General features: G+C 55.7%; 19 protein-coding genes. All 19 read right to left on the reverse strand.

The window, feature by feature from the left end:
* Nucleotides 1–4 precede the first annotated feature (4 nt).
* Nucleotides 5–463, reverse strand: a complete 459-nt coding sequence (locus tag QP400_RS06270; protein WP_004805480.1) for a metal-sulfur cluster assembly factor — start codon at nucleotides 461–463, stop codon at nucleotides 5–7.
* Complete coding sequence (gene sufU / locus QP400_RS06275; protein ID WP_004805482.1) at nucleotides 456–968, reverse strand: Fe-S cluster assembly sulfur transfer protein SufU; 513 nt, start codon at nucleotides 966–968, stop codon at nucleotides 456–458. Before sufU ends, QP400_RS06270 begins: the two co-directional genes overlap by 8 nt.
* Entirely contained in the window at nucleotides 969–2264 is a 1296-nt protein-coding gene (locus QP400_RS06280; protein ID WP_004805484.1) for an aminotransferase class V-fold PLP-dependent enzyme, read from the reverse strand.
* Nucleotides 2264–3016 carry a Fe-S cluster assembly ATPase SufC gene (gene sufC, locus QP400_RS06285; protein ID WP_004805486.1) on the reverse strand — a complete coding sequence of 251 codons (753 nt, stop codon included), beginning with the start codon at nucleotides 3014–3016 and terminating at the stop codon, nucleotides 2264–2266. Before sufC ends, QP400_RS06280 begins: the two co-directional genes overlap by 1 nt.
* A 10-nt stretch (nucleotides 3017–3026) precedes the next feature.
* Nucleotides 3027–3359 carry a non-heme iron oxygenase ferredoxin subunit gene (locus QP400_RS06290; RefSeq protein WP_004805488.1) on the reverse strand — a complete coding sequence of 111 codons (333 nt, stop codon included), beginning with the start codon at nucleotides 3357–3359 and terminating at the stop codon, nucleotides 3027–3029.
* On the reverse strand, nucleotides 3359–4540 hold the full coding sequence (gene sufD, locus QP400_RS06295; protein ID WP_004805490.1) for a Fe-S cluster assembly protein SufD: 1182 nt from the start codon (nucleotides 4538–4540) through the stop codon (nucleotides 3359–3361). The genes QP400_RS06290 and sufD overlap by 1 nt, the downstream gene beginning before the upstream one ends.
* 5 nt (nucleotides 4541–4545) lie before the next feature.
* Nucleotides 4546–5994: a Fe-S cluster assembly protein SufB gene (gene sufB / locus QP400_RS06300; RefSeq protein WP_040314840.1), complete on the reverse strand. Its 1449-nt coding sequence runs from the start codon at nucleotides 5992–5994 to the stop codon at nucleotides 4546–4548.
* A gap of 26 nt (nucleotides 5995–6020) precedes the next feature.
* Complete coding sequence (locus QP400_RS06305) at nucleotides 6021–6719, reverse strand: helix-turn-helix transcriptional regulator (RefSeq protein WP_004805494.1); 699 nt, start codon at nucleotides 6717–6719, stop codon at nucleotides 6021–6023.
* Nucleotides 6720–6797: 78 nt separating this feature from the next.
* Nucleotides 6798–7430, reverse strand: a complete 633-nt coding sequence (locus tag QP400_RS06310; RefSeq protein WP_285462588.1) for an NUDIX domain-containing protein — start codon at nucleotides 7428–7430, stop codon at nucleotides 6798–6800.
* Between the two features lie 5 nt (nucleotides 7431–7435).
* Nucleotides 7436–8491: a glycosyltransferase family 4 protein gene (locus QP400_RS06315; protein WP_040314690.1), complete on the reverse strand. Its 1056-nt coding sequence runs from the start codon at nucleotides 8489–8491 to the stop codon at nucleotides 7436–7438.
* Entirely contained in the window at nucleotides 8424–10070 is a 1647-nt protein-coding gene (murJ, locus tag QP400_RS06320) for a murein biosynthesis integral membrane protein MurJ (RefSeq protein WP_004805500.1), read from the reverse strand. Before murJ ends, QP400_RS06315 begins: the two co-directional genes overlap by 68 nt.
* Nucleotides 10060–10893, reverse strand: coding sequence for a hypothetical protein (locus tag QP400_RS06325; RefSeq protein ID WP_141740557.1), 834 nt, complete (start codon nucleotides 10891–10893; stop codon nucleotides 10060–10062). Before QP400_RS06325 ends, murJ begins: the two co-directional genes overlap by 11 nt.
* Entirely contained in the window at nucleotides 10890–11822 is a 933-nt protein-coding gene (locus QP400_RS06330) for a copper transporter (RefSeq protein ID WP_004805504.1), read from the reverse strand. The genes QP400_RS06325 and QP400_RS06330 overlap by 4 nt, the downstream gene beginning before the upstream one ends.
* 11 nt (nucleotides 11823–11833) lie before the next feature.
* A complete protein-coding gene (gene steA, locus QP400_RS06335; protein ID WP_004805506.1) occupies nucleotides 11834–13033 on the reverse strand; it encodes a putative cytokinetic ring protein SteA in 1200 nt (399 codons plus the stop codon).
* An 11-nt stretch (nucleotides 13034–13044) separates the two neighbouring features.
* Nucleotides 13045–14706: a DNA repair protein RecN gene (gene recN, locus QP400_RS06340; RefSeq protein WP_004805508.1), complete on the reverse strand. Its 1662-nt coding sequence runs from the start codon at nucleotides 14704–14706 to the stop codon at nucleotides 13045–13047.
* Nucleotides 14706–15527 (reverse strand): NAD kinase, encoded by an 822-nt coding sequence (locus tag QP400_RS06345; RefSeq protein WP_004805510.1) that lies wholly within the window; start codon nucleotides 15525–15527, stop codon nucleotides 14706–14708. Before QP400_RS06345 ends, recN begins: the two co-directional genes overlap by 1 nt.
* Nucleotides 15524–16351, reverse strand: coding sequence for a TlyA family RNA methyltransferase (locus QP400_RS06350; RefSeq protein ID WP_004805512.1), 828 nt, complete (start codon nucleotides 16349–16351; stop codon nucleotides 15524–15526). Before QP400_RS06350 ends, QP400_RS06345 begins: the two co-directional genes overlap by 4 nt.
* Nucleotides 16351–16491: a hypothetical protein gene (locus tag QP400_RS06355; RefSeq protein ID WP_155855892.1), complete on the reverse strand. Its 141-nt coding sequence runs from the start codon at nucleotides 16489–16491 to the stop codon at nucleotides 16351–16353. Before QP400_RS06355 ends, QP400_RS06350 begins: the two co-directional genes overlap by 1 nt.
* The gene (locus QP400_RS06360) at nucleotides 16484–18652 is read right to left on the reverse strand and encodes an HAD-IIA family hydrolase (RefSeq protein WP_231288173.1); all 2169 of its coding nucleotides are present in this window, start codon (nucleotides 18650–18652) and stop codon (nucleotides 16484–16486) included. The genes QP400_RS06355 and QP400_RS06360 overlap by 8 nt, the downstream gene beginning before the upstream one ends.
* Nucleotides 18653–18922: the final 270 nt, after the last annotated feature.

Here is an 18922-nt window from a genome sequence, read left to right on the forward strand (position 1 = left end):
GGATCTAAACGTTGAATCCAAGAGCGCGCAACTGCTCGCGCCCCTCCTCAGTGATGCAGTCCGGTCCCCATGGCGGCATCCACACCCAATTGATTGCAACAGCGGACACCATCGAAGCTAGCACCGTAGCAGCCTGGTCCTGAATCACATCAGTGAGCGGGCAAGCCGCAGAGGTCAGCGTCATATCCATTACAACTGCATTATTTTCGTCAATATGGACCCCGTAAACAAGACCAAGGTCAACGACGTTGATCCCAAGCTCCGGATCGATCACGTCTCGCATTGCCTCTAGGACGTCCTCTTCCGTAATAGTAGCGCCCTCAGCTACTTCGTTGGTCACCTCACGAAAACTCTGTTGCGGTGCATGATCGTGACTAGCCTGATGGGCATCGGCTAGAGAGGCTGGTCCAGGCTCTGTAAAGCGTTCTGGCACCGGATCAGGGTTAGCCATAGGGTTAGTCATTTGAGCTCCTTTGTGGTTCACATCCAGCGTGCGGGGCACTTCCACTCGCTTCGCCTTTGCCACCTGCCTGGGCTTTCGAAATGGAGTCGATAAGAGCCATCCATCCCAGTAAAGCGCATTTGATGCGAGCGGGGAATTTCGCTGTGCCCTCAAAAGCAGCCAGATCTTCTAGCAAGTCAAGATCCTCCTCGCTGGGAGAAGTTCCTTGACCGTGCATCATTCGCAGGAATGCCTCGTATAGCTCCCTTGCATAATCCACTGATTGGCCTTCCACCATCGAGGACATAATCGACAGGGAAGCTTGAGAAATTGAGCAACCGCTCCCATCCCAGGACAGTTCAGCAATCTTGTTCTCGTCTGATAGGGACAACCCCAGAGTGACCTCATCACCGCATGTGGGGTTGACCTGATGAGAAACGCCATCCCCATCTGAACCGCCACTGCCGTAACGCAGGCGGGCATGGTCCAGAATCACCTGCTGGTACATCTGTTCCAGATCTGACATTCACACTCCAAAGAATTTGCGGACTTGTCCAAGCGCGTCCAGGAATCGGTCAATTTCCTCAGCGGAGGTTATCAGAGAGGCCGATGCCCTTGCAGAGGCTCGAACACCAAAATGCTTGTGCAACGGGATAGCACAGTGATGGCCAACCCTAATCGCGATCGAGTGCGAGTCCAGAATTTGGCCCACGTCATGCGGATGAACACCATCCACGACGAACGAAACAACCGCAACGCGGTTATCCGCCTCTTTAGGCCCCAGCACATGCACCCCATCTATCTGCTTGATCCCTTCCAGAAGCTGGCGGGTAATCGCCGCCTCATGAGCGGCAACACGCTCCATTGACACCTCGGATAGGTAGTCAAGTGCAGCCTTGAAACCAACGATCTGTCCAACCGCCTGCGTGCCAGCCTCAAAACGAGCTGGAGCAGCATGGAAAGAGGTCTTCTCCATCTGCACATCAGTAATCATGGACCCGCCGGTCATGAATGGAGGCAGTGCATCCAGTAGCTCCTTGCGGCCCCACAGAACGCCAATACCGGTAGGACCACAGAGCTTATGCCCCGACAGTACAGCGAAATCGGCTCCTAATTCACGCACGGAAATTGGCATGTGTGCGGCAGACTGCGTAGTGTCCAGCACAACCAGCGCGCCAACTTTCCTAGCTGCCGCCACAATCGCCTCAACGGGGCTGATAGCACCCGTTACGTTAGAAACATGCGTAAACGCAACCACTTTCGTATTTGGAGTGATGACGTTCAGCGTGTCCAGATCGATGCATCCGTCGCTGGTTAGATCCAACCAAGCAAATTCTGCGCCAGTACGTTCCGCCAGCTGCTGCCACGGAACGAGGTTCGCGTGATGCTCTGCCCGAGTCACCACGATTCGGTCTGCGGGACCAATCTTGAACTGTTCGGCCTCCGCTCCTCCAGCCCCAAGCGAAGCATTCAGCATAGAGTAGGCCAGAAGGTTCACGCCCTCTGTGGCGTTGCGCGTCCACACGACCTCCTCAGACGAAGACGCGTCGATAAACTTCGCTACTGCGTCTCGTCCCTTTTCGTAAGCAGTTGTCGACTCGTCTGCGAGTAGATGAGTGCCGCGATTTACTGCCCCATTGTGGCGGGAGTAAAACTCTGAAACAGCGTCCATCACCCAGATAGGTTTTTGTGCAGTTGCAGAAGAGTCAAGGTATGCCAAGGGCTGGCCGCCCCGCCCGATACGGGCAGTGATCGGGAAATCTTTACGCAGGCCAGCCAGCTCTTCGGCAGTAAAATCCACCCTTTTTTCCGAAGTAGTCATTATTTACCGGTGAACCGATCGTAGCCTTCTTCTTCTAGACGGTCTGCAAGCTCAGGTCCGCCCTGCTCTACGACGTGGCCATTCACAAACACGTGTACAAACTGCGGTTTGATGTAACGCAGAATTCTGGTGTAGTGAGTGATCAACAAAATACCGCTGCCGACTTCGTCATGGACGTGGTTTACGCCCTCAGACACGATACGCAGCGCATCCACGTCGAGGCCGGAGTCAGTCTCGTCAAGTACAGCAAACTTGGGACGAAGAATGCGCATCTGCAAGATCTCATGGCGCTTCTTCTCGCCGCCCGAGAAACCTGCGTTCAAGTCACGGTTGGCGAATTCCGGATCAATACGAAGGTCCTCCATTGCCTGCTCCAGTTCCTTGGTCCAGGTACGCAGTGCCGGCGGCTTCCCATCAACTGCTGTGCGCGCAGTCCGCAAGAAGTTGGACACCGATACACCGGGAACCTCGACCGGATACTGCATTGCCAAGAAGAGCCCAGCGCGAGCACGATCATCAGCAGTGCCTTCCAGAATGTTGTGACCGTCGAGCAACACTTCGCCATCATTGATCGTGTATCCGGGATGGCCAGCGATCGAGTAAGCCAAGGTGGACTTGCCAGACCCATTCGGGCCCATGATGGCGTGCACCTCACCGGAATTGATCGTCAAATCCACCCCGTGGAGAATTTGCTTCGGACCCTCGTTGGTCTCGACAGAAACCTTCAGGCCTTTGATTTCAAGAGTCGACATTTTTCTTCCTTTACTTGCTGGCATCGACGTCGACAAGAACATCGTCGCCGTCAAGAGTTAGTTCGTACACGGGTACAGGCTCAGTGGCAGGCAAAGTCGGCTGCCCAGTTTCCAGATCAAACTGTGCGCCATGCCCCCAGCACTCGATGGTGCCATCCTCGACGTCACCCTCGGACAAAGGTACGTCGCCGTGGGAGCAGGTATCACCAATGGCGTGAAAGATACCGTCGCTATCGCGAACGACAGCAACTTTGATAGCCTTCCCGTCACCATCTGGCAAGGTCACGCAGGTAGCTTCACCGGCATCCAGATCGGAAACTTTGCATGCGAATTGCAAAGCCACTACAGTGCCTCCCCCTGATTTAGTTCTTCTTCAATCTTCTCCATCAGGTGTTCTTCAATCGAAGGTACTCCGATCTGTTTGATCAGTTCCGCGAAGAACCCTCGGACTACAAGCCTGCGAGCAGTATCCTCGTCAATGCCGCGACTCATCAGGTAGAAAAGATGCTCATCATCAAAACGACCAGTTGTCGAAGCATGCCCAGCACCCTCGATCTCGCCATTTTCGATCTCGAGATTAGGAACAGAGTCGGCCATAGCCCCCTTGGACAGGACCAAGTTGCGGTTTAGCTCGTAAGAGTCCGTACCAAACGCCTCAGCACCGATAAGCACGTCGCCGATCCACACCGAGTGCGCACCTTTACCCTGCAGAGCGCCCTTGTAGGCAACCCGCGAGTAGCAATTCTTTGGTCCGTGATCAACGAATAGGCGGTGTTCATGATGCTGGTGAGCATCCGTGTAATAAACACCCAACATATTGACCTCGCCACCCGGAGCCGCGTACTCGACATCGGAGCAGATACGCACCGTCTTACCACCCAAGGTAATGACAACGTGTTTCAAGGAAGCGTCACGGCCAATCCTGATGCGGTGGTTCGAAGCATGAGTAGACTTCTCGTCCCATTCCTGCACCGAGACCAAGGTCAGATTCGCGCCATCAGCGACGTCAACTTCAACAGTCTGTGTTACGCAGGCTGAACCAGAATGCCGAAGCACCATAGTCGAGCTGGAGTTCTTCCCTGCCTTGATTACCAAGTGCGATGCAGCTGGGCTCAGCGAATCGCCCTCGACTTCAGCCACGATAGGTGTAGAGGCCTCGGAACCTTCCGCGACCTCAAGGGTCGATACTTCCCTGGAGGCGTTCCACGCTACGACTGCAGTTCGATCCCCTGGCTTACCCACGAGTGGCTGATGCTTGTCCGCATCTACGTGCGTGAGCTTTATCTGTCCTTCATCACCCTCGGAGATCGAGACCTTTGGTGCCGGGCCGCTGATATTCTCATCAAACAATTCCGAAACCAGGTCTAGCGGAGTGAAACGCCAGTCCTCTTCCCGCCCAGTTGGCACAGGAAAATCTGCTACCTCGAATGAAGATTCGCGGTCCGCCCTAGACGAAGCGACCTTAGACTGCTGCTGGCTAATTCCTTCTGAAGCCAACACTGCTTTAGAATGATCGGTCTTCATTTCGGTTAACCCACCGACCCTTCCATCTGAAGTTCAATTAGACGATTAAGTTCTAGCGCGTACTCCATAGGCAGTTCACGCGCAATAGGTTCAACAAACCCGCGCACAATCAGCGACATCGCTTCAGTTTCAGTGAGTCCACGACTCATCAAATAGAAGAGCTGATCAGCGCTCACCTTAGAGACAGTCGCCTCGTGCCCCATCTCGACTTCGTCGTTACGAACGTCAACATAAGGATAGGTGTCAGAGCGCGAGATTTGGTCAACAAGCAACGCATCGCATACCACCGACGACTTGGAACCATGAGCCTTCTCGTCTACCTGGACTAGACCGCGGTAGGACGATCGCCCACCGTTCCTCGAAATCGACTTGGACACGATAGACGAGGAAGTGTGTGGAGCTAGGTGCAGCATCTTTGCGCCAGTATCTTGGTGCTGGCCCTCACCAGCAAATGCGATAGACAGTGCCTCGCCCCTAGCATGCTCACCCGTCAAATACACTGATGGGTACTTCATGTTGACCTTCGAACCGATGTTGCCATCGATCCATTCCATGGTCGCGCCCTCTTCGCACACGGCTCGCTGAGTGACCAAGTTGTACACGTTATTGGACCAGTTCTGAATGGTCGTGTAACGAACGCGCGCGTTCTTCCGCACGAAAATTTCCACAATTGCGGAGTGCAGAGAATCAGATTTGTAGATCGGCGCCGTGCAGCCTTCTACGTAGTGCACGTAGGAGTCCTCATCGGCAATGATCAAGGTGCGCTCGAACTGGCCCATATTCTCGGTGTTAATACGGAAATAGGCCTGCAGGGGAATCTCTACATGTACGCCCTTCGGGACGTAGATGAAGGATCCACCAGACCACACCGCCGTGTTCAGGGCTGCAAACTTGTTATCGCCCGCTGGAATTGCCTTGCCGAAATACTCCTTGAACAGCTCGGGGTGTTCGCGCAACCCAGTATCCGTGTCCAGGAAGATGACACCTTGACGCTCCAAGTCCTCGCGAATTTGGTGGTAGACCACCTCAGACTCGTATTGGGCCGCGACACCGGAAACCAACCGCTGCTTTTCAGCCTCCGGAATCCCAAGCTTGTCATAAGTGTTTCGAATGTCCTCGGGCAGGTCCTCCCAAGACTCGGCGACCTTTTCAGTTGAACGGACGAAATACTTGATCTGGTCCATGTCCAAGTTCGAAAGGTCCGGACCCCAAGTGGGAATTGGCTTCCGTTCGAAAGTCTTATATGCCTTCAAACGTCGTTTCAACATCCACTCTGGCTCGTTCTTCGCCTTCGAGATGTAGCGAACCACGTCGGCATTCAGCCCTCGCTTCGCTACTGATCCGGCGGCGTCGGAATCATGCCAGCCGTATTCATAAGCCCCAATAGAGTTAATGATCGCCTCGTCCGCTGCCTCTTTAGCAGCCGACGAGCCTACTGGAGGTGACGTTGTCATAGTTTCCTTCCCTATTTCCTGCACCCTCACTTATGCCTTTGCTGCGACAAACCTGGCCGCATTCTTGGCATAGCGACGGGGACCGACGTGGTACACACGTGCTCCCCACCAGCCAAGGTTGCCAGACGCTGCACGTGGACTCCTAACAACCGCGCAAAAGCCTGCGTTTCGGCCTCGCAAAGTTGCGGGAAGTGCCCTGCAACATCCTGTACCGGGCAGTGCCCCTGGCACAGCTGAACAGCATACCCTCCACTACCGACCTCGCGCACTGTGGCAGCGTAGCCGTCCTCAGTGAGGGCGTCCGCCAAAGCCATAGCCTTAGACCGGGGGTCGTCTGGAGCGGCTCGAACTGCGGGAGCATATTTTCGCTCAATGTCACGCGACCGGGCAGCAGCAAAGTCCGCTACCGCCTGTTCGCCTGAAGTCTGTTCAATAAAGCTCAGCGCTCTAGAAGCGAGTTCGGAGTAATCCTCAGGAAGAGTGTCATGACCACTGCGAGTGGCAACGTAATAACGCGCCGGCCTCCCCCTGCCACGCTTTCCGGGCTTTGATCCGTCATACTCGACAATTAACCCAGCATCTTCCAATGCCCCAATGTGACGCCTCACGGCAGCCGTGGTCAGGTCTAGCACCTTCGCCAGAACAGTAGCGGTAACGGGCCCCTTCTCGACTATGAGGTCAAGCACTGCCTGTCGGGTAGGTTCTTCTTTGAGTGAGTCCGTCATTACCTGCACCCCCTTAAGATCGCCTCCGACTTCCTTGCTGCCATCCTATCGTATTTTCGCAACACTTCCGTTTAATATTTACTCTTGCAGCGAATCTCTTGATAGGCACCATCTATCATCTGGGCTGCGGAGATTTTGAAACCCGCCTTCGACAGCAGCGGAGGCAGCAAGCACTCCAGTCACAGTTGAAGGATTGTGAATAGATCCACTGAAAATCTCCTGGAGCACCTCGGTAAGTTTTACCCACCGAAGCTCTAGCTCCGCTTCCTCAGCCTCCTTGACAAACCTCTCAGGAGCCGGACAGGAACTAATGCCTCTAGCAAGAAACACTCTAAGCCGCTCATTGGAACATCCAGGCGAGGAAAACAGATCCACAAGGGTGTCCCATTGCGATGCCGCCAAACCGACTTCCTCTGCCAGCTCGCGTTTCGCCGCCTCTAGCAAGGTCTCCCCCTCCACGTCGGTAAGCCCGGCAGGAATTTCCCAAAGTGTCGCCCGGATCGGGTGGCGGTACTGTTTTATCAAACAGATTTCTGGATCTGACTCATTCCTAAGTGCGACGATGCAAACAGCTCCCGGGTGATCTAGATAGTCTCGTTTCGCGATCACATCCCCAAAGTCGACTGAATCGGTGCGAATGCCGAAGACAGCTCCCTGCCAGGGGCGCGAGGACTCGAGTACCCGCTTTTGTTCTGCAGCGTCGCTGAGCATCTGTTCTACCTTTCTGCGCGTCTTGGGGCAGATCTATTAAGACTATAAATTCTGAGTAGGGAATCGAGAACTTGGGCAGGACTGGGCAGTCTGGAAGCAGCGGCGCGTGCCCGTTTGGCAGCGCTCGCTCGCTTGGCAGCATCTTGAAGCAGAGAGGTTATCGCATCGGCAATCTGATCAGGATCTCTAGGAACCAACAACGCGCCGTCTTTGCCCGTCACCACACTGGTTCCCCCCACGTCGGTTGCCACTACGGGCACGCCCGAAATCAGGGCTTCTTGGATGGCTACCGGTTGTCCTTCCCAGACCGCGGTAGAGACGAAAACACTCGCAGCTGCCAGCGCGTCGGCGATGTCGTCCCGCCGTCCGAGGAAATGGACATCTGCACCTTCGGCAAGCTTTGCAAGCCGACTGTATTCGGGGCCGTCGCCAATGATCACAGCCTGGTACGGCACATCTACCCGATGCAAAGCCGCAAGGAACAAGTCCAACCCCTTCTGCACGCTAAGGCGAGCCACCTGCAAAATAATCGGAGTGTTGCCAAGACCCGTGGCATCCAAGAACCGCTGTGCTTTCCCAATCCCTCTTGATGGCGCAGGCACTAAAGCAAGTTCGCTCCGCTGAGCATGCGCAGAGGTAGCCCACTCGACAAGATCTGGGCTAACCCCTAAGACCGTGTCTGCTTTGGCAGCAATAATTCGTAACAGAACACTTCCTACAAGGCTGACGGCCCTTGGCCCAACCGGCTTGTTGTGCAGAGTTACAACCACTTTCGCGGCGCCGGTATCCGCCAGACACGCCAGAGCTCCAGCTCGCAACCCATGGGCGTGCACCACGTCAAATTCAGCTGCTAGCTGGGATATTTTCCGGATTGCCCTCAGGTCATATTTAGAGGGAGAAGAGCCGATCTCAACCTCGGCTCGATCCGGGAATCGACAAACAGTGTCAGCCGGCCCAGCAACTAGCACACTGTGGCCTGCATCAGTCAGCAGGTCAACAATCTGTCTTACGTGCGCCGGTACCCCGCCGCCGGCTCTGGCCATTAGCTGCAAGATCCTCATTGCGCATCCCTCTTTTTACGACTCTGACAGCTGGCACCGCAGCTACCGCTATAACCGCAAGGCCAACAATGCCCGCAACCAGCGTACCGGATATACCTGGAAGTACCCGCAGTATCGGCACCTGCAGTAGCCAAGCAAGCCATGAGCCGCCTGCCACAACGACGCCACATTTTCCTAGGACAAGTAAAGATTGTTTTGCCTCGCTAGCTAGCCCGATTTGCCTAAGCCCATACAGGAGCCCACCCCCAGCTACGCTCATGCCCACCGAAGACCCCAAGGACAGCGCCAATAGGGTCATAGGACCATCTGCCCCATCGGGAGCCAAGAGCGCACAAAATCCCCACGAGCCTAGGGCAGCTATAACCCAGCCTGCAGCGCTGGCTGAAACAGCAATTTTGCCTCTGTCAATTGCGTAGAACACCCTACTCAGATGGAAAATCAGCGCGAACCCTACGATTCCGGGAGCCAGGGCTACTAGCGAGGGCGACATTCCAGGCACAGGCTTTAGAATTTCGAATATCCTCGCCACCGGTTTCGCACCTGCGACGAGCAGTCCTGTGCCGACAACTGCTATTGCACACACCGTAGATGTCGATTTCCTAGTCGCACTTGCGAAGCCCTCCCTGTGAGGGCGGGCAGCTGCCCGCGCTAAATCAGGAAAAACCGCAGTCGCCACCGGAACCGCAAGAACGGCATAAGGCAGCATATAAACTGCTTGCGTGTACTGGTAGATGGCAACAGTGCCGACGTCTCCGTATGCCCTGGCAAGAGATAACACGCTGAGTGCTGCGAACTGCTGGGCCAGTAGCGCGCCAACTCCCGCAGAACCGAGCGCGATCGCCCTATGTACCTCTGCATGGGAGAGTGCGAGTCGTGGGCGCAACCGCACTCCGAGTTTGGCTACCGGAATAAATAGAGGCAGCGATAAGGCCGCCACCCCAGCGGTTGTCCCCCAGGCAAGAATATTTATGGCTTCTGCCCCTACCTGGCTCGCGCTATCCGCTGCTCCTTGGTTGGCCCCGTACAGGGCGTATGTGGCTATTACCACCAATGAGGACAGCAGGGGAGCGAAAGCCGGCCAGAAAAATTTCTTGTGGGCCTGCAGCACCCCGGTTAATACGACCGATATGCCGTACAACGGTATTTGGACGGCAAACACCCTGAGGAACAGAGTCAACAGCAGCTGCTGGGCATGCGCGTTACTACCAACGGGGGCGGGCAACAACGTCGCGATAGCAGGCGCCCCTAAAGCTATCAATGCGCCGATAGGAATCAGTAGGACCAGACAGGCGGTTAGCAAGGAGGACGCGATTCGATCTATGTCTGCCTTCATTGCCTTTGCGAGCGGCGCTGCTAGCAGTGGGATCGTTATCCCCGCCAGCGCCCCACCAGCAGCTACTTCATAAATGATATTGGGGATCTGATTAGCTGAGGCATATGCGTTTGCGGTTTCTCCCTGTCCTACCCAGGCAAACTGGGCGAACCAACGGATAAAACCAAAAACACGCGCTACCAGGGTGAGCCCCGAAATGAGGCCCACAGCCCCAAGTAGCTGGGGCAGGGAGCGCCTAAACCCCATCGGGGCGACCCCATGCGTCGATACGGCTCAGAATTGTACTGTTTGCAATTACTTCCGAAAAACTAATTTTCTCCGAAGCGAGAGTCGCCGCCACCAGCAAAGCAGCCGCAGCGTACCGGCCAGTAAGCGGCATTGCGAGCCCAACTCCAAACGAAGCTAACGCACCAAGCGAATTTGCACCGGTGTCCCCTAGCATCGTCTTACCTCGTCCGTCGTCGCTAAACCCTCCGGCAGCTGCAGCAGTCGCTGCTGCCCCGATGATGCTCGCGTCACCCCGAGCAAGCAGTGTGGGGATAGAGGTGGCTAGAACTGCCTTACGAGCACGAACGGGACGCAGATCCAGCAGGTTTATCATGTTTGTTCCGCCAGCAAGCAGAACTGTACCTGCAACCCAGTCAGCGCATCCCAGCATCCCCCTGCGATGAGGCAGGACAGTTGCGGCGACTGCTGACGCCGCCCCAATAGATCCCAGCTTTATTAGCCCGCTGCTAACGTGCCCTTCACGCAGGGCTCCGAGGTGTCCCCCAAGCCCTTTGGCAGTATGATCCCCGTCGTGGCGTCCCTGATCCATATCGTCGAAATAGCCGGCGCCCGCGGAGACAGCGCTCAACGCTGTAGCGGCAAGACCGATACGAGGACTGGCAAGGATAGTCACTGCGGAACACGCAGTAGCCGTGATGGCGCTGGCAACGCCTCCTCTAAGTGAGACGGGCTTACCGACAAAATTCTGCCTGATCCACGACTCTGACTCCGGGAGCAACTTTTGTGTCAGATAGGCTGCCGCACCACCTAGCGCCAAGCCAAGAAGCCTCTGCTTCATCACTTGGCTTTCACGTCAGGAATAGGCTTATCCGCACCGGTTTGGAACCCGAAGGCTCCGGGGTGTCCAGCCTTGGCGGCCGCTAGAGCAAGCGGGGTAGACACAGCAGCACTGATCTGGCCGATCGAATCCACAGTCGCAACGGATACGCCTCCTGCGCGCACCTTCGCAATCAATGATTCCTCCGCCTCAGCACTGCCTGTAAGGACTCCGCCCTCTGGCGCCTTGGCTACAGACTGTGCAAGCCCCGTAACAGCGTCATCACTGTAGCCCTGAGATTCCTTCTTCTGCTCCTTCGAACCATCCTTGTCACTACGCGGACCAATTACGACTACAGATTTCGCCGGCTCCGAAGCGGCCTTAGTAACCGTTACCAAGGGGGCCGACTTCGAGGTCAGAATTTCGGCCAACGCACTGGATTTGTCGCCCGGAGTGGTAAGTAGCTGTACCGCCCCTGCTCCCATGATCGTTCCTGTGGTTGCGCTCCCACCAGGAGCAGCCTCCAGATAGGAGGAAATAGAAGAGACCAAAGACTTCCTGTAGGACTCCCTGGCCTGGGTGAACCAATCAGCTTCTAGAGAGAGCTGCCCGACAACACTGGCACCGGACTGCGCCAGCTTGTCAGAAACTGCCTTAACGTCGTCGGCCTCAGTGCCGGGAAGAACGATTAGGCCAACCTTCTGATCCTTCAACGATCCGGGCAGCACCGCTGCAGCTAAGCCGTTCACGTAAGCGTCGGAGTTCCGAACCGCAGTGTGAGCCTCAGATAGCTGCTGGTTTAGTGTTGCCTGCTGTTCTGTGAGGCGGTTTACCTGCCCAGTAAGCGCGGAAGAAAGGGGCCCCTGCAGTGGACCTGCCCCCAAGACCACGCCTAAGGTCAAGGCGATCAGAACCGCCATCAGTGAGACTAGGTGGTAGCGAAAATCAATCAAGATTCAACCTCTTATGTGAACGGATAGATAGGTCCGAAGCCATTTGCCCCGGTAATAGTTGCCCATAGCCGAGATAGGTATAGCCCAATTACCCCGTAGAAGGTCTGGCCCGCGGGAGTTACAGCTAGAGCAATTAGTACAGATGCTATGCCCACCAGGGCGAAGAGGATAGCCTGCCTATTCGAGACTTTCGGCTGATACAACTTGGAAACACCCTTTGCATCAACCAACTTAGAACCCACCCGCAGCCTGGTAAGGAACGTCGACGCCATACCGGCGCGCCCCTTATCCAAGAATTCAACCAGGGTGGCATGGGTGCCTAAAGCAACAATAAGTTCGGCTCCCTTGTCATCAGCAAGCAGCATCGCTACGTCTTCAGACGTGCCCGTGGCAGGGAAGGTAATGTAATCGATTCCTTGGCGATCTAGACGTTCAGTGCCTGGCGCGCGCCCATCCTTGTAAGCATGCACCACGATCTCGGCACCACAGCGCAATGCCTCATCACTGACGGAGTCCATGTCTCCGATGATCATATCTGGCTTGTAGCCCTCTTCACGGATCGCGTCGGCACCTCCGTCCACACCAACAAGGACGGGCTTGTACTCGCGAATATAAGGTTTCAGCGAACGCAAGTCTTCTTTGTAGTTGTAACCGCGCACCACGATAAGCACCTGCCGGCCGTCCAGCTTAGTCCTGACCTCTGGCACACCTACCCCGTCGAGGAGGAGCTCCCGTTCACGACGCAGATATTCCATAGTGTTGGCAGCGAATGCTTCGATCTGCACGGACAGTCCTGAGCGTGCTTCTTCCATGGCATTCTTATTTGTCTCGGCAGTCTGCTTCACGCCCGCAGCGACCAGCTTCCCACCAGAGTAGACCTCGTTATCCTTCAGCGTTAGGACGGTCCCCTCCCGGACCTGCATGACGTCTGTACCGAGATCGTCAATTAGTGTTATCCCTGCCTCAAGGATGATTCCAGGCCCCATATTGGGATAACGCCCGGTAGTCGACTTAGCTGCGTTCAACACCGCCACAGGCCGGGCATTCACAAGAGCCTCGGCGGCCACCCTATCGATATCGGCATGGTTAATTACCGCAATAGCGCCTTCTTCGAGTCGCCGCGTCAGATTTTTTGTGCGTTTATCTACCTGAGCCGGCCCCTCATCTTGGGACAGCCCACGTTTTTTAGACCTTCTGAACAACGTAGCCACGAACCTTAGTATTACACGTGCGAGGCGCCAAGGAGCTCAGCGGCGTGCACTCTAGCTGATTTCGAGTCGGTGTGCCCAGAGAGCATTCGCGCAAGTTCCAAAACGCGATCTTCGCCCTCTACCTGCCTAACAGTTGCCTTCCCACCCTGCTTTTCGACCACAATATGTCTGTCGCCATATGCTGCAACTTGAGCCAGGTGGGTAACCACTATTACTTGTCGCGATTGAGCCAAGCGCGCCAAGCGCAACCCTACAGATGTCGCTGCTTGCCCTCCGATGCCTGCATCTATCTCGTCAAATATCATTACCGGGGCGTCATCGTGATCACCTAGACTGCTCAATTCGAGGGCGAGCATGATTCTAGACAGCTCTCCGCCCGACGCGCCTTCACCTAGCCCTACCGGTGGCAGTGACGGATGCGACTGCAGCTTCAGGGAAACCTTATCCATGCCGAACTCAGCGGGCTCGTCCAATGAATCTATCTCTGCCAGGATTCTTGCGTTCGGCATTGCTAGTTCCGTCAGCTCTTTACTGGTCGATTCGCCCAACTGCTTGGCGGCTTGGCGGCGCAATTTCGAGAGTTGTCGGCCTAGCTCCAAAGTCTCTTCCCGTAAGACAGCCACCTGCTCGGCAAGCTCTTCTTCGCGATCGGTGCCCCCGTCAATCTCGGCAAGCCTCTGTCCTGCCTCTTCGCGCCAGCGCAGCAGAGCGGTTGCGGACTCTGCACGTCCTCGCCCAACCTCGATGATCTTCGCCAAGCGCTCATGCTTATGTTCTAAGGCTGCGGGGTCGGCTTGCAAGTCTTCAAGATAACTTGCCAAGGTACCCGCGAGGTCTTGGACCTCTGCCTCTATCGAGCTTGCAGCAGCTGCGCTATTTTCCAACTGGGCATCATAATTAGCTGCCTTATTCAAAGACTCGATTACTATGCCCAAGCTGTCAGCAATCCCGCCTTCCCTCGAAATGTGGTTGAGTGCCCTAGCAGTAGCCTCACGCAAATCTTCTACGTTAGTTAGGCGTTCTATTTGCTGGCGTAGCTCGTCGTCCTCGCCCTCGCTCAAAGCAAGCTCATCTATCTGCTGAATTCCCGAACGCAATATTTCTATTTCTACTGCACGAGCGCGAGAGTTTTTCCGCCATTCTTCGAGGGTTGCAACGGCATTCTTGTATGCCGCATACTTCTGTCGATATCTGCGAAGAACCGCCTGCAGAGGGCGTCCTCCCACCTGATCTACACGCTCTCGCTGCGCAGATGCAGATCGTAGCCGCAGCTGGTCGGCCTGCCCGTGAATTGCTACAAGTTGCTCTCCAGCTTCAGAGAGAATTGCGGCAGGAACACTTCGCCCTCCAGCGAAGGCCCGAGAGCGTCCCTTCGCTGGGACGGAGCGAGCCAGTACGACTGTGGAATCCTCGATGAGCCCACCAGCATCAGTGATTATGTTCGCCGCTTTTGAATTCTCGGCAAGGGTGAATATGCCCTCTACATGAGCCCGCTCACTGCCAGCCCGGACTTTCCCCAGATCCGGCTTGCTGCCGGTGAGTAGTCCCAAGGAGGTAAGAACCATTGTCTTGCCAGCACCAGTTTCGCCGGTCAAGACGGTCAGGTTATTCGCCACTGAAAGCTGGGCGCTCTCTATAACCCCAAGGTTTTCTATGTTTAGTTCTTCAAGCACTAGTTATCTCGCCACCCATGTACCGGAAGATCGAACTTTGCCACCAACCGAGATGAGAAGGGGGCCTTGTTAATTCGGGCAAAACGAACTGGTTTTTCCGATCGAGTCATCGTTAAGACGGTCCCTGGTTCAAGCAGCGAGCAACGCTGCCCATCACACCACAGCTCCAAGTGGCTACGCTGTTCCATAGAAACTGCGACCTCGATCAGCGAAGTAGGCGATACAACCAGAGGTCGCGTAAAAAGACCGTGCGCAGCAAGCGGGGTAACAACAAGAGCTTGCACATCTGGCCACACCACTGGTCCGCCTGCACTGAATGAGTAAGCGGTAGAGCCCGTGGGCGTGGCCAGGATAATTCCGTCTGCCCCGTAAGTTGATACACCCTGTCCGTCTATGCCAAGGCCGAAGTGTGCCGGGTGGGCGGCATCTGTGTGCAATATGGCAGCTTCGTTCAAGGCCCAGTCCTCGGTTGGGCACGCGTGCGGAGGACGGATGGTGATCTTCATGCACATGCGGTCCTCAACTTGGAAGTCTGCACGCACAATGTGGTCGATGACCACCTTCAAATCTTCCTTTTCGGCCTCCGTAAGAAATCCCATGTGCCCTAAATTTATGCCGAATAGAGGCAATCCTGCGTCCCTCGCCAATGGGGCCGCCGAAAGGACGGTACCGTCGCCTCCCACTGCCATGACGAGCTCTACCTCATCATCTATGTGGTCTACTAGTGCTACACCTCGGTCTTCAAGCCCAGCCCGCAACTCAAGATAGGCCTCTTTGGCCGAGGCCCGATCTGAGTGTAGCTGCGCATATACCTTCCTCATTTATGTGCTCCCTGAGGCCCGGCTGCGACGGCATCTTCAACCATCTTAGTCAGTTGCTCCTCCGAGCACTGGGTTCCTGTCTTGGACATGTGAAGGAAATACTCAACGTTTCCGGACGGTCCCGGAAGCGGAGAAGCAGCGCAGGAGTGCACTATCAGTCCGTTCTCTACAGCGCAGCTGGCCACTTTTAGAACCGTTTCAATCCGGTGAGCTGGATCCCTGACGACTCCCCCGTGGCCAAGCCGGTCCTTTCCAATCTCAAATTGCGGCTTGACCATAAGCAGGAAATGGGCGTCTGCAGCGGAGACCTTTGCTAGCGCGGGAATCACGAGCGTCAAGGAGATGAAAGACAAATCGCCCACGACCAAAGATGGCGGCTCCCCTACCTGTTCCGGCTCCAGAGTACGTACGTTCGTGCGTTCAAGCAGCTCTACTCTAGGATCGGTGCGCAGTCGCCATGCCATCTGCCCATAGCCCACATCTACTGCCACTACCGAGGCGGCACCGCGCCTTAGGAGTACGTCGGTGAACCCACCTGTAGATGCTCCCGCATCGAGGGCCCTTACGTTAGTTATCGAGGGAGCATTTGCGCCCAAGATATCTAAAGCCCCGCTTAGCTTGTATGCTCCGCGGGAGGCATACCCATCTTGGGCGGACTCGGTAACCTCTATAGCTTGGGCCGGATCGACCTGGCGAGCAGGTTTGACCACGACCTGACCATCTAGCTTGACCAGTCCATCCTGAATCATCTGGGCAGCTTTAGTTCGTGAGGGCGCATATTTCCTGCGCACTAGCTCAGAATCGATACGCCTCAGTCTGCCCATTAGTGTCCTACCGTCGTCAGAGCTTCGCTCAGCTTCGTTTGTATTTCCTTTAGAAGATTCACCTGCTCCTCTAAGGGAAGTTCGGCAAGGTTTGCCAGAGCATCGGTTAGCCCTGGCAAACCTTTTTCTTCATCACTCATTTACTTCGGTATCGTCCGCTTCTTGCTCAGGAGTGGCTTCCTGGTCTGCCGCGTTCTCGACCTCAGGATTGCGAGTTACCTCAATCTGGGGAACCGTGACGCGATCGCGGTTGTCACGTGCTTCCCAAACCGCTGCTACCAAGGCCCGGTAGTCGTCGAGTTTCAGCGTGACTGAATCTGCCTCAAGGGGAACTTCATCAACCTGAATTGTGCCGCGTTCTACCCGGAATGCCCTTGACGATCCGCAAGTCCAATCCCCGTTAGCGGTCTTTACTGGACCAGGAACAGGCTCAAGTAAAGAACGCATGTCAAGACCTAGATAGGTGGGGCGTTCTTCCTTCTTAGCCAGTGCAACATCTTTTGCGCTTGCAACACCAGTAAGGAGGTGAAGTACTGGATAACCAGCGGCACGAGCTCCCGCAATGTCGGTATCCAGTCGGTCGCCAATGCACATTGCCTTGGAGCCTTCGGCCAGTTCGACAGCGTGTCGATAAATCCCCGGGAAGGGCTTGCCTCCCGCCTTCGCGGAAACTCCTGTTGCATGTTCAACTGCGTGCACCAGGGAGCCATTTCCAAGGCTAAAGCCTCGTTCAGTAGGTAGCGTCGCGTCCATGTTTGTGGCCACGAAAGCGGCACCCTGATTGATGGCGTAAGCGCCCTCGGAGAGTTCCGCCCAACCTACGGACGGATCGTAGCCCTGAATCACAGCAGCTGGACGATCGTCGGCACTTTCGACAAGTTCGAAGCCACCTTCAGTAACAGCTTTGCGCAATCCATTGCCACCGATGGACAGGACTTTTGCGCCTGGAGGCAGGATTTCCTTCAAAATAGCTACGCCGTCCATCGCGGAGGTCATGATCTTGTCTTCATCTACCTCTATTCCGTAACCGGCTAGCTTGTCTTTTACCTCCTGCCGGGTGCGTGAGGCGTTGTTAGTTACGAAGACGAGCTCCATGCCGCCTTCCTTAGCACTCATGAGTCCGGTGTCGGCATACTTAATTGGACTAGATCCCATGTACGCGACGCCGTCCAGGTCCACGAGGGCGAGCTCAAAGTTCTGTGACAGTGGCTTCCGGCACCCTTGAAGATCGGAGGGCACGTATTCCATGTCTGCTTCAACGACCTCGTCAAAATCAACGATAGTCAGAGGCTCAGGAACCGCCGGAATCTCAGCTTCTACCTGATCGGCCTCTTCCTCGCGCCCCAGTTCACGCAGACGGTCTACCTTAACATGCAGGAGGCGAGAGAGTACCTCGTCGTCTTCTACCTTACGGGTATCGAGAAAGTCCTCAATAACAAGAAGTCCGGCCTCCGGCTCGCCCAAATCGGCCCGAGCCCCAGAAGCAACCAACGCCAACTCAGCCTGTTCCCCAACCGACATACCGGCCGTTGAGGTGTCGCCGATTATCTCCAGAGCCTTCTCCGGCTTGCCAATGCCTCTCTCGCAGTCCGCTTCAATTGCGCGCAGGCTATCTTCGCCTGTCAGTCGGCGCACCGCGCGAACCTCGCGGAGGGCTTCAGGGAATTTCTCGCAAGCATAGGCTGCAAGCGCGGCCGCTTCTCGCACCGGCCCAATTCGACCGGCTCTGGCCACTGCTGCCTGCGCGTGGGCGTATGCCGCTTCGGGATCAATATCGATCAAAGAACCGGCCATAACCAAATGGCGCGCTACAGTCTCAGCGTTATCTGCGTTCAACCCATTTAGCGCCTTGCGGGCAATGGGATCTAGCGATTCAGCCTTAACATTCATTGGAATAGCAGGCTCATTTCGCCGTGAGTCCCACTTGTTCTGCTTGCGGAAGTCACGGGGACCACGGTCTTCCCGACGATCAGAGCGGGCCCGGTCATTAAACCGTTTGCCCGATGAGCGACGATCGGAGAATTTTCCTTTTCCTCTGGAGTTGTCAGAGTTCCAGCCGCGCTTGCCTCTTCCGTCACCGCCGGACCGTCTACGGCCACCTCCGGACCATCCGGAACCGGACTCATACCGCCGGCTGCGATCTGAACGAGACTTAGAAAAATCCCTGCGTCCATCTTCCCGGGAGTAGTTGTTATCCCGGCCCCGGCGGGTCGGTCGATCTGAGCGCTCAGCTCTATTGGAGTCTCGCCACTTCGGCGAGCGTTCGCGGCCGTGCCAGTCCCTTGAGAAGCGATCGTTCACAGTGTTCCTTAAAAATCGTCAAAGCTATTTGGTACTAGCATAGTAGAAACTAGCTGGCGCAAGAATATTCCATGGTGTGAAGTCTCGCTCCCCGGCCGTCAGTCGCCCCGTCGGGTGTTGTTAAATGGGGATAAAGATCTAGCCCCCAAACCCACTAACAAAAGCAGGCCTGGAGGCTAAACCAGAAGAATAATCGTGGCAGCGTCTTACTCTCCCACACTAAAAAGTGCAGTACCATCAGCGCTGGCAAGCTTAGCTACCGGGATCGGA

The sequence above is a fragment of the Winkia sp. UMB3158 genome (genome assembly GCF_030217145.1).
Lineage (GTDB): Bacteria > Actinomycetota > Actinomycetes > Actinomycetales > Actinomycetaceae > Winkia > Winkia anitrata.

Bases quoted from the DNA above. Each gene is read 5' to 3' on its own strand.
- QP400_RS06315 (WP_040314690.1), bottom strand. From the start codon at position 8,491: ATGAGGATCTTGCAGCTAATGGCCAGAGCCGGCGGCGGGGTACCGGCG.
- QP400_RS06350 (WP_004805512.1), bottom strand. From the start codon at position 16,351: ATGGGCAGACTGAGGCGTATCGATTCTGAGCTAGTGCGCAGGAAATAT.
- QP400_RS06280 (WP_004805484.1), bottom strand. From the start codon at position 2,264: ATGACTACTTCGGAAAAAAGGGTGGATTTTACTGCCGAAGAGCTGGCT.
- QP400_RS06305 (WP_004805494.1), bottom strand. From the start codon at position 6,719: ATGACGGACTCACTCAAAGAAGAACCTACCCGACAGGCAGTGCTTGAC.
- sufD (WP_004805490.1), bottom strand. From the start codon at position 4,540: ATGAAGACCGATCATTCTAAAGCAGTGTTGGCTTCAGAAGGAATTAGC.
- QP400_RS06355 (WP_155855892.1), bottom strand. From the start codon at position 16,491: ATGAGTGATGAAGAAAAAGGTTTGCCAGGGCTAACCGATGCTCTGGCA.
- QP400_RS06270 (WP_004805480.1), bottom strand. From the start codon at position 463: ATGACTAACCCTATGGCTAACCCTGATCCGGTGCCAGAACGCTTTACA.
- sufB (WP_040314840.1), bottom strand. From the start codon at position 5,994: ATGACAACGTCACCTCCAGTAGGCTCGTCGGCTGCTAAAGAGGCAGCG.
- QP400_RS06345 (WP_004805510.1), bottom strand. From the start codon at position 15,527: ATGAGGAAGGTATATGCGCAGCTACACTCAGATCGGGCCTCGGCCAAA.
- murJ (WP_004805500.1), bottom strand. From the start codon at position 10,070: ATGGGGTTTAGGCGCTCCCTGCCCCAGCTACTTGGGGCTGTGGGCCTC.
- QP400_RS06310 (WP_285462588.1), bottom strand. From the start codon at position 7,430: ATGCTCAGCGACGCTGCAGAACAAAAGCGGGTACTCGAGTCCTCGCGC.
- sufC (WP_004805486.1), bottom strand. From the start codon at position 3,016: ATGTCGACTCTTGAAATCAAAGGCCTGAAGGTTTCTGTCGAGACCAAC.
- sufU (WP_004805482.1), bottom strand. From the start codon at position 968: ATGTCAGATCTGGAACAGATGTACCAGCAGGTGATTCTGGACCATGCC.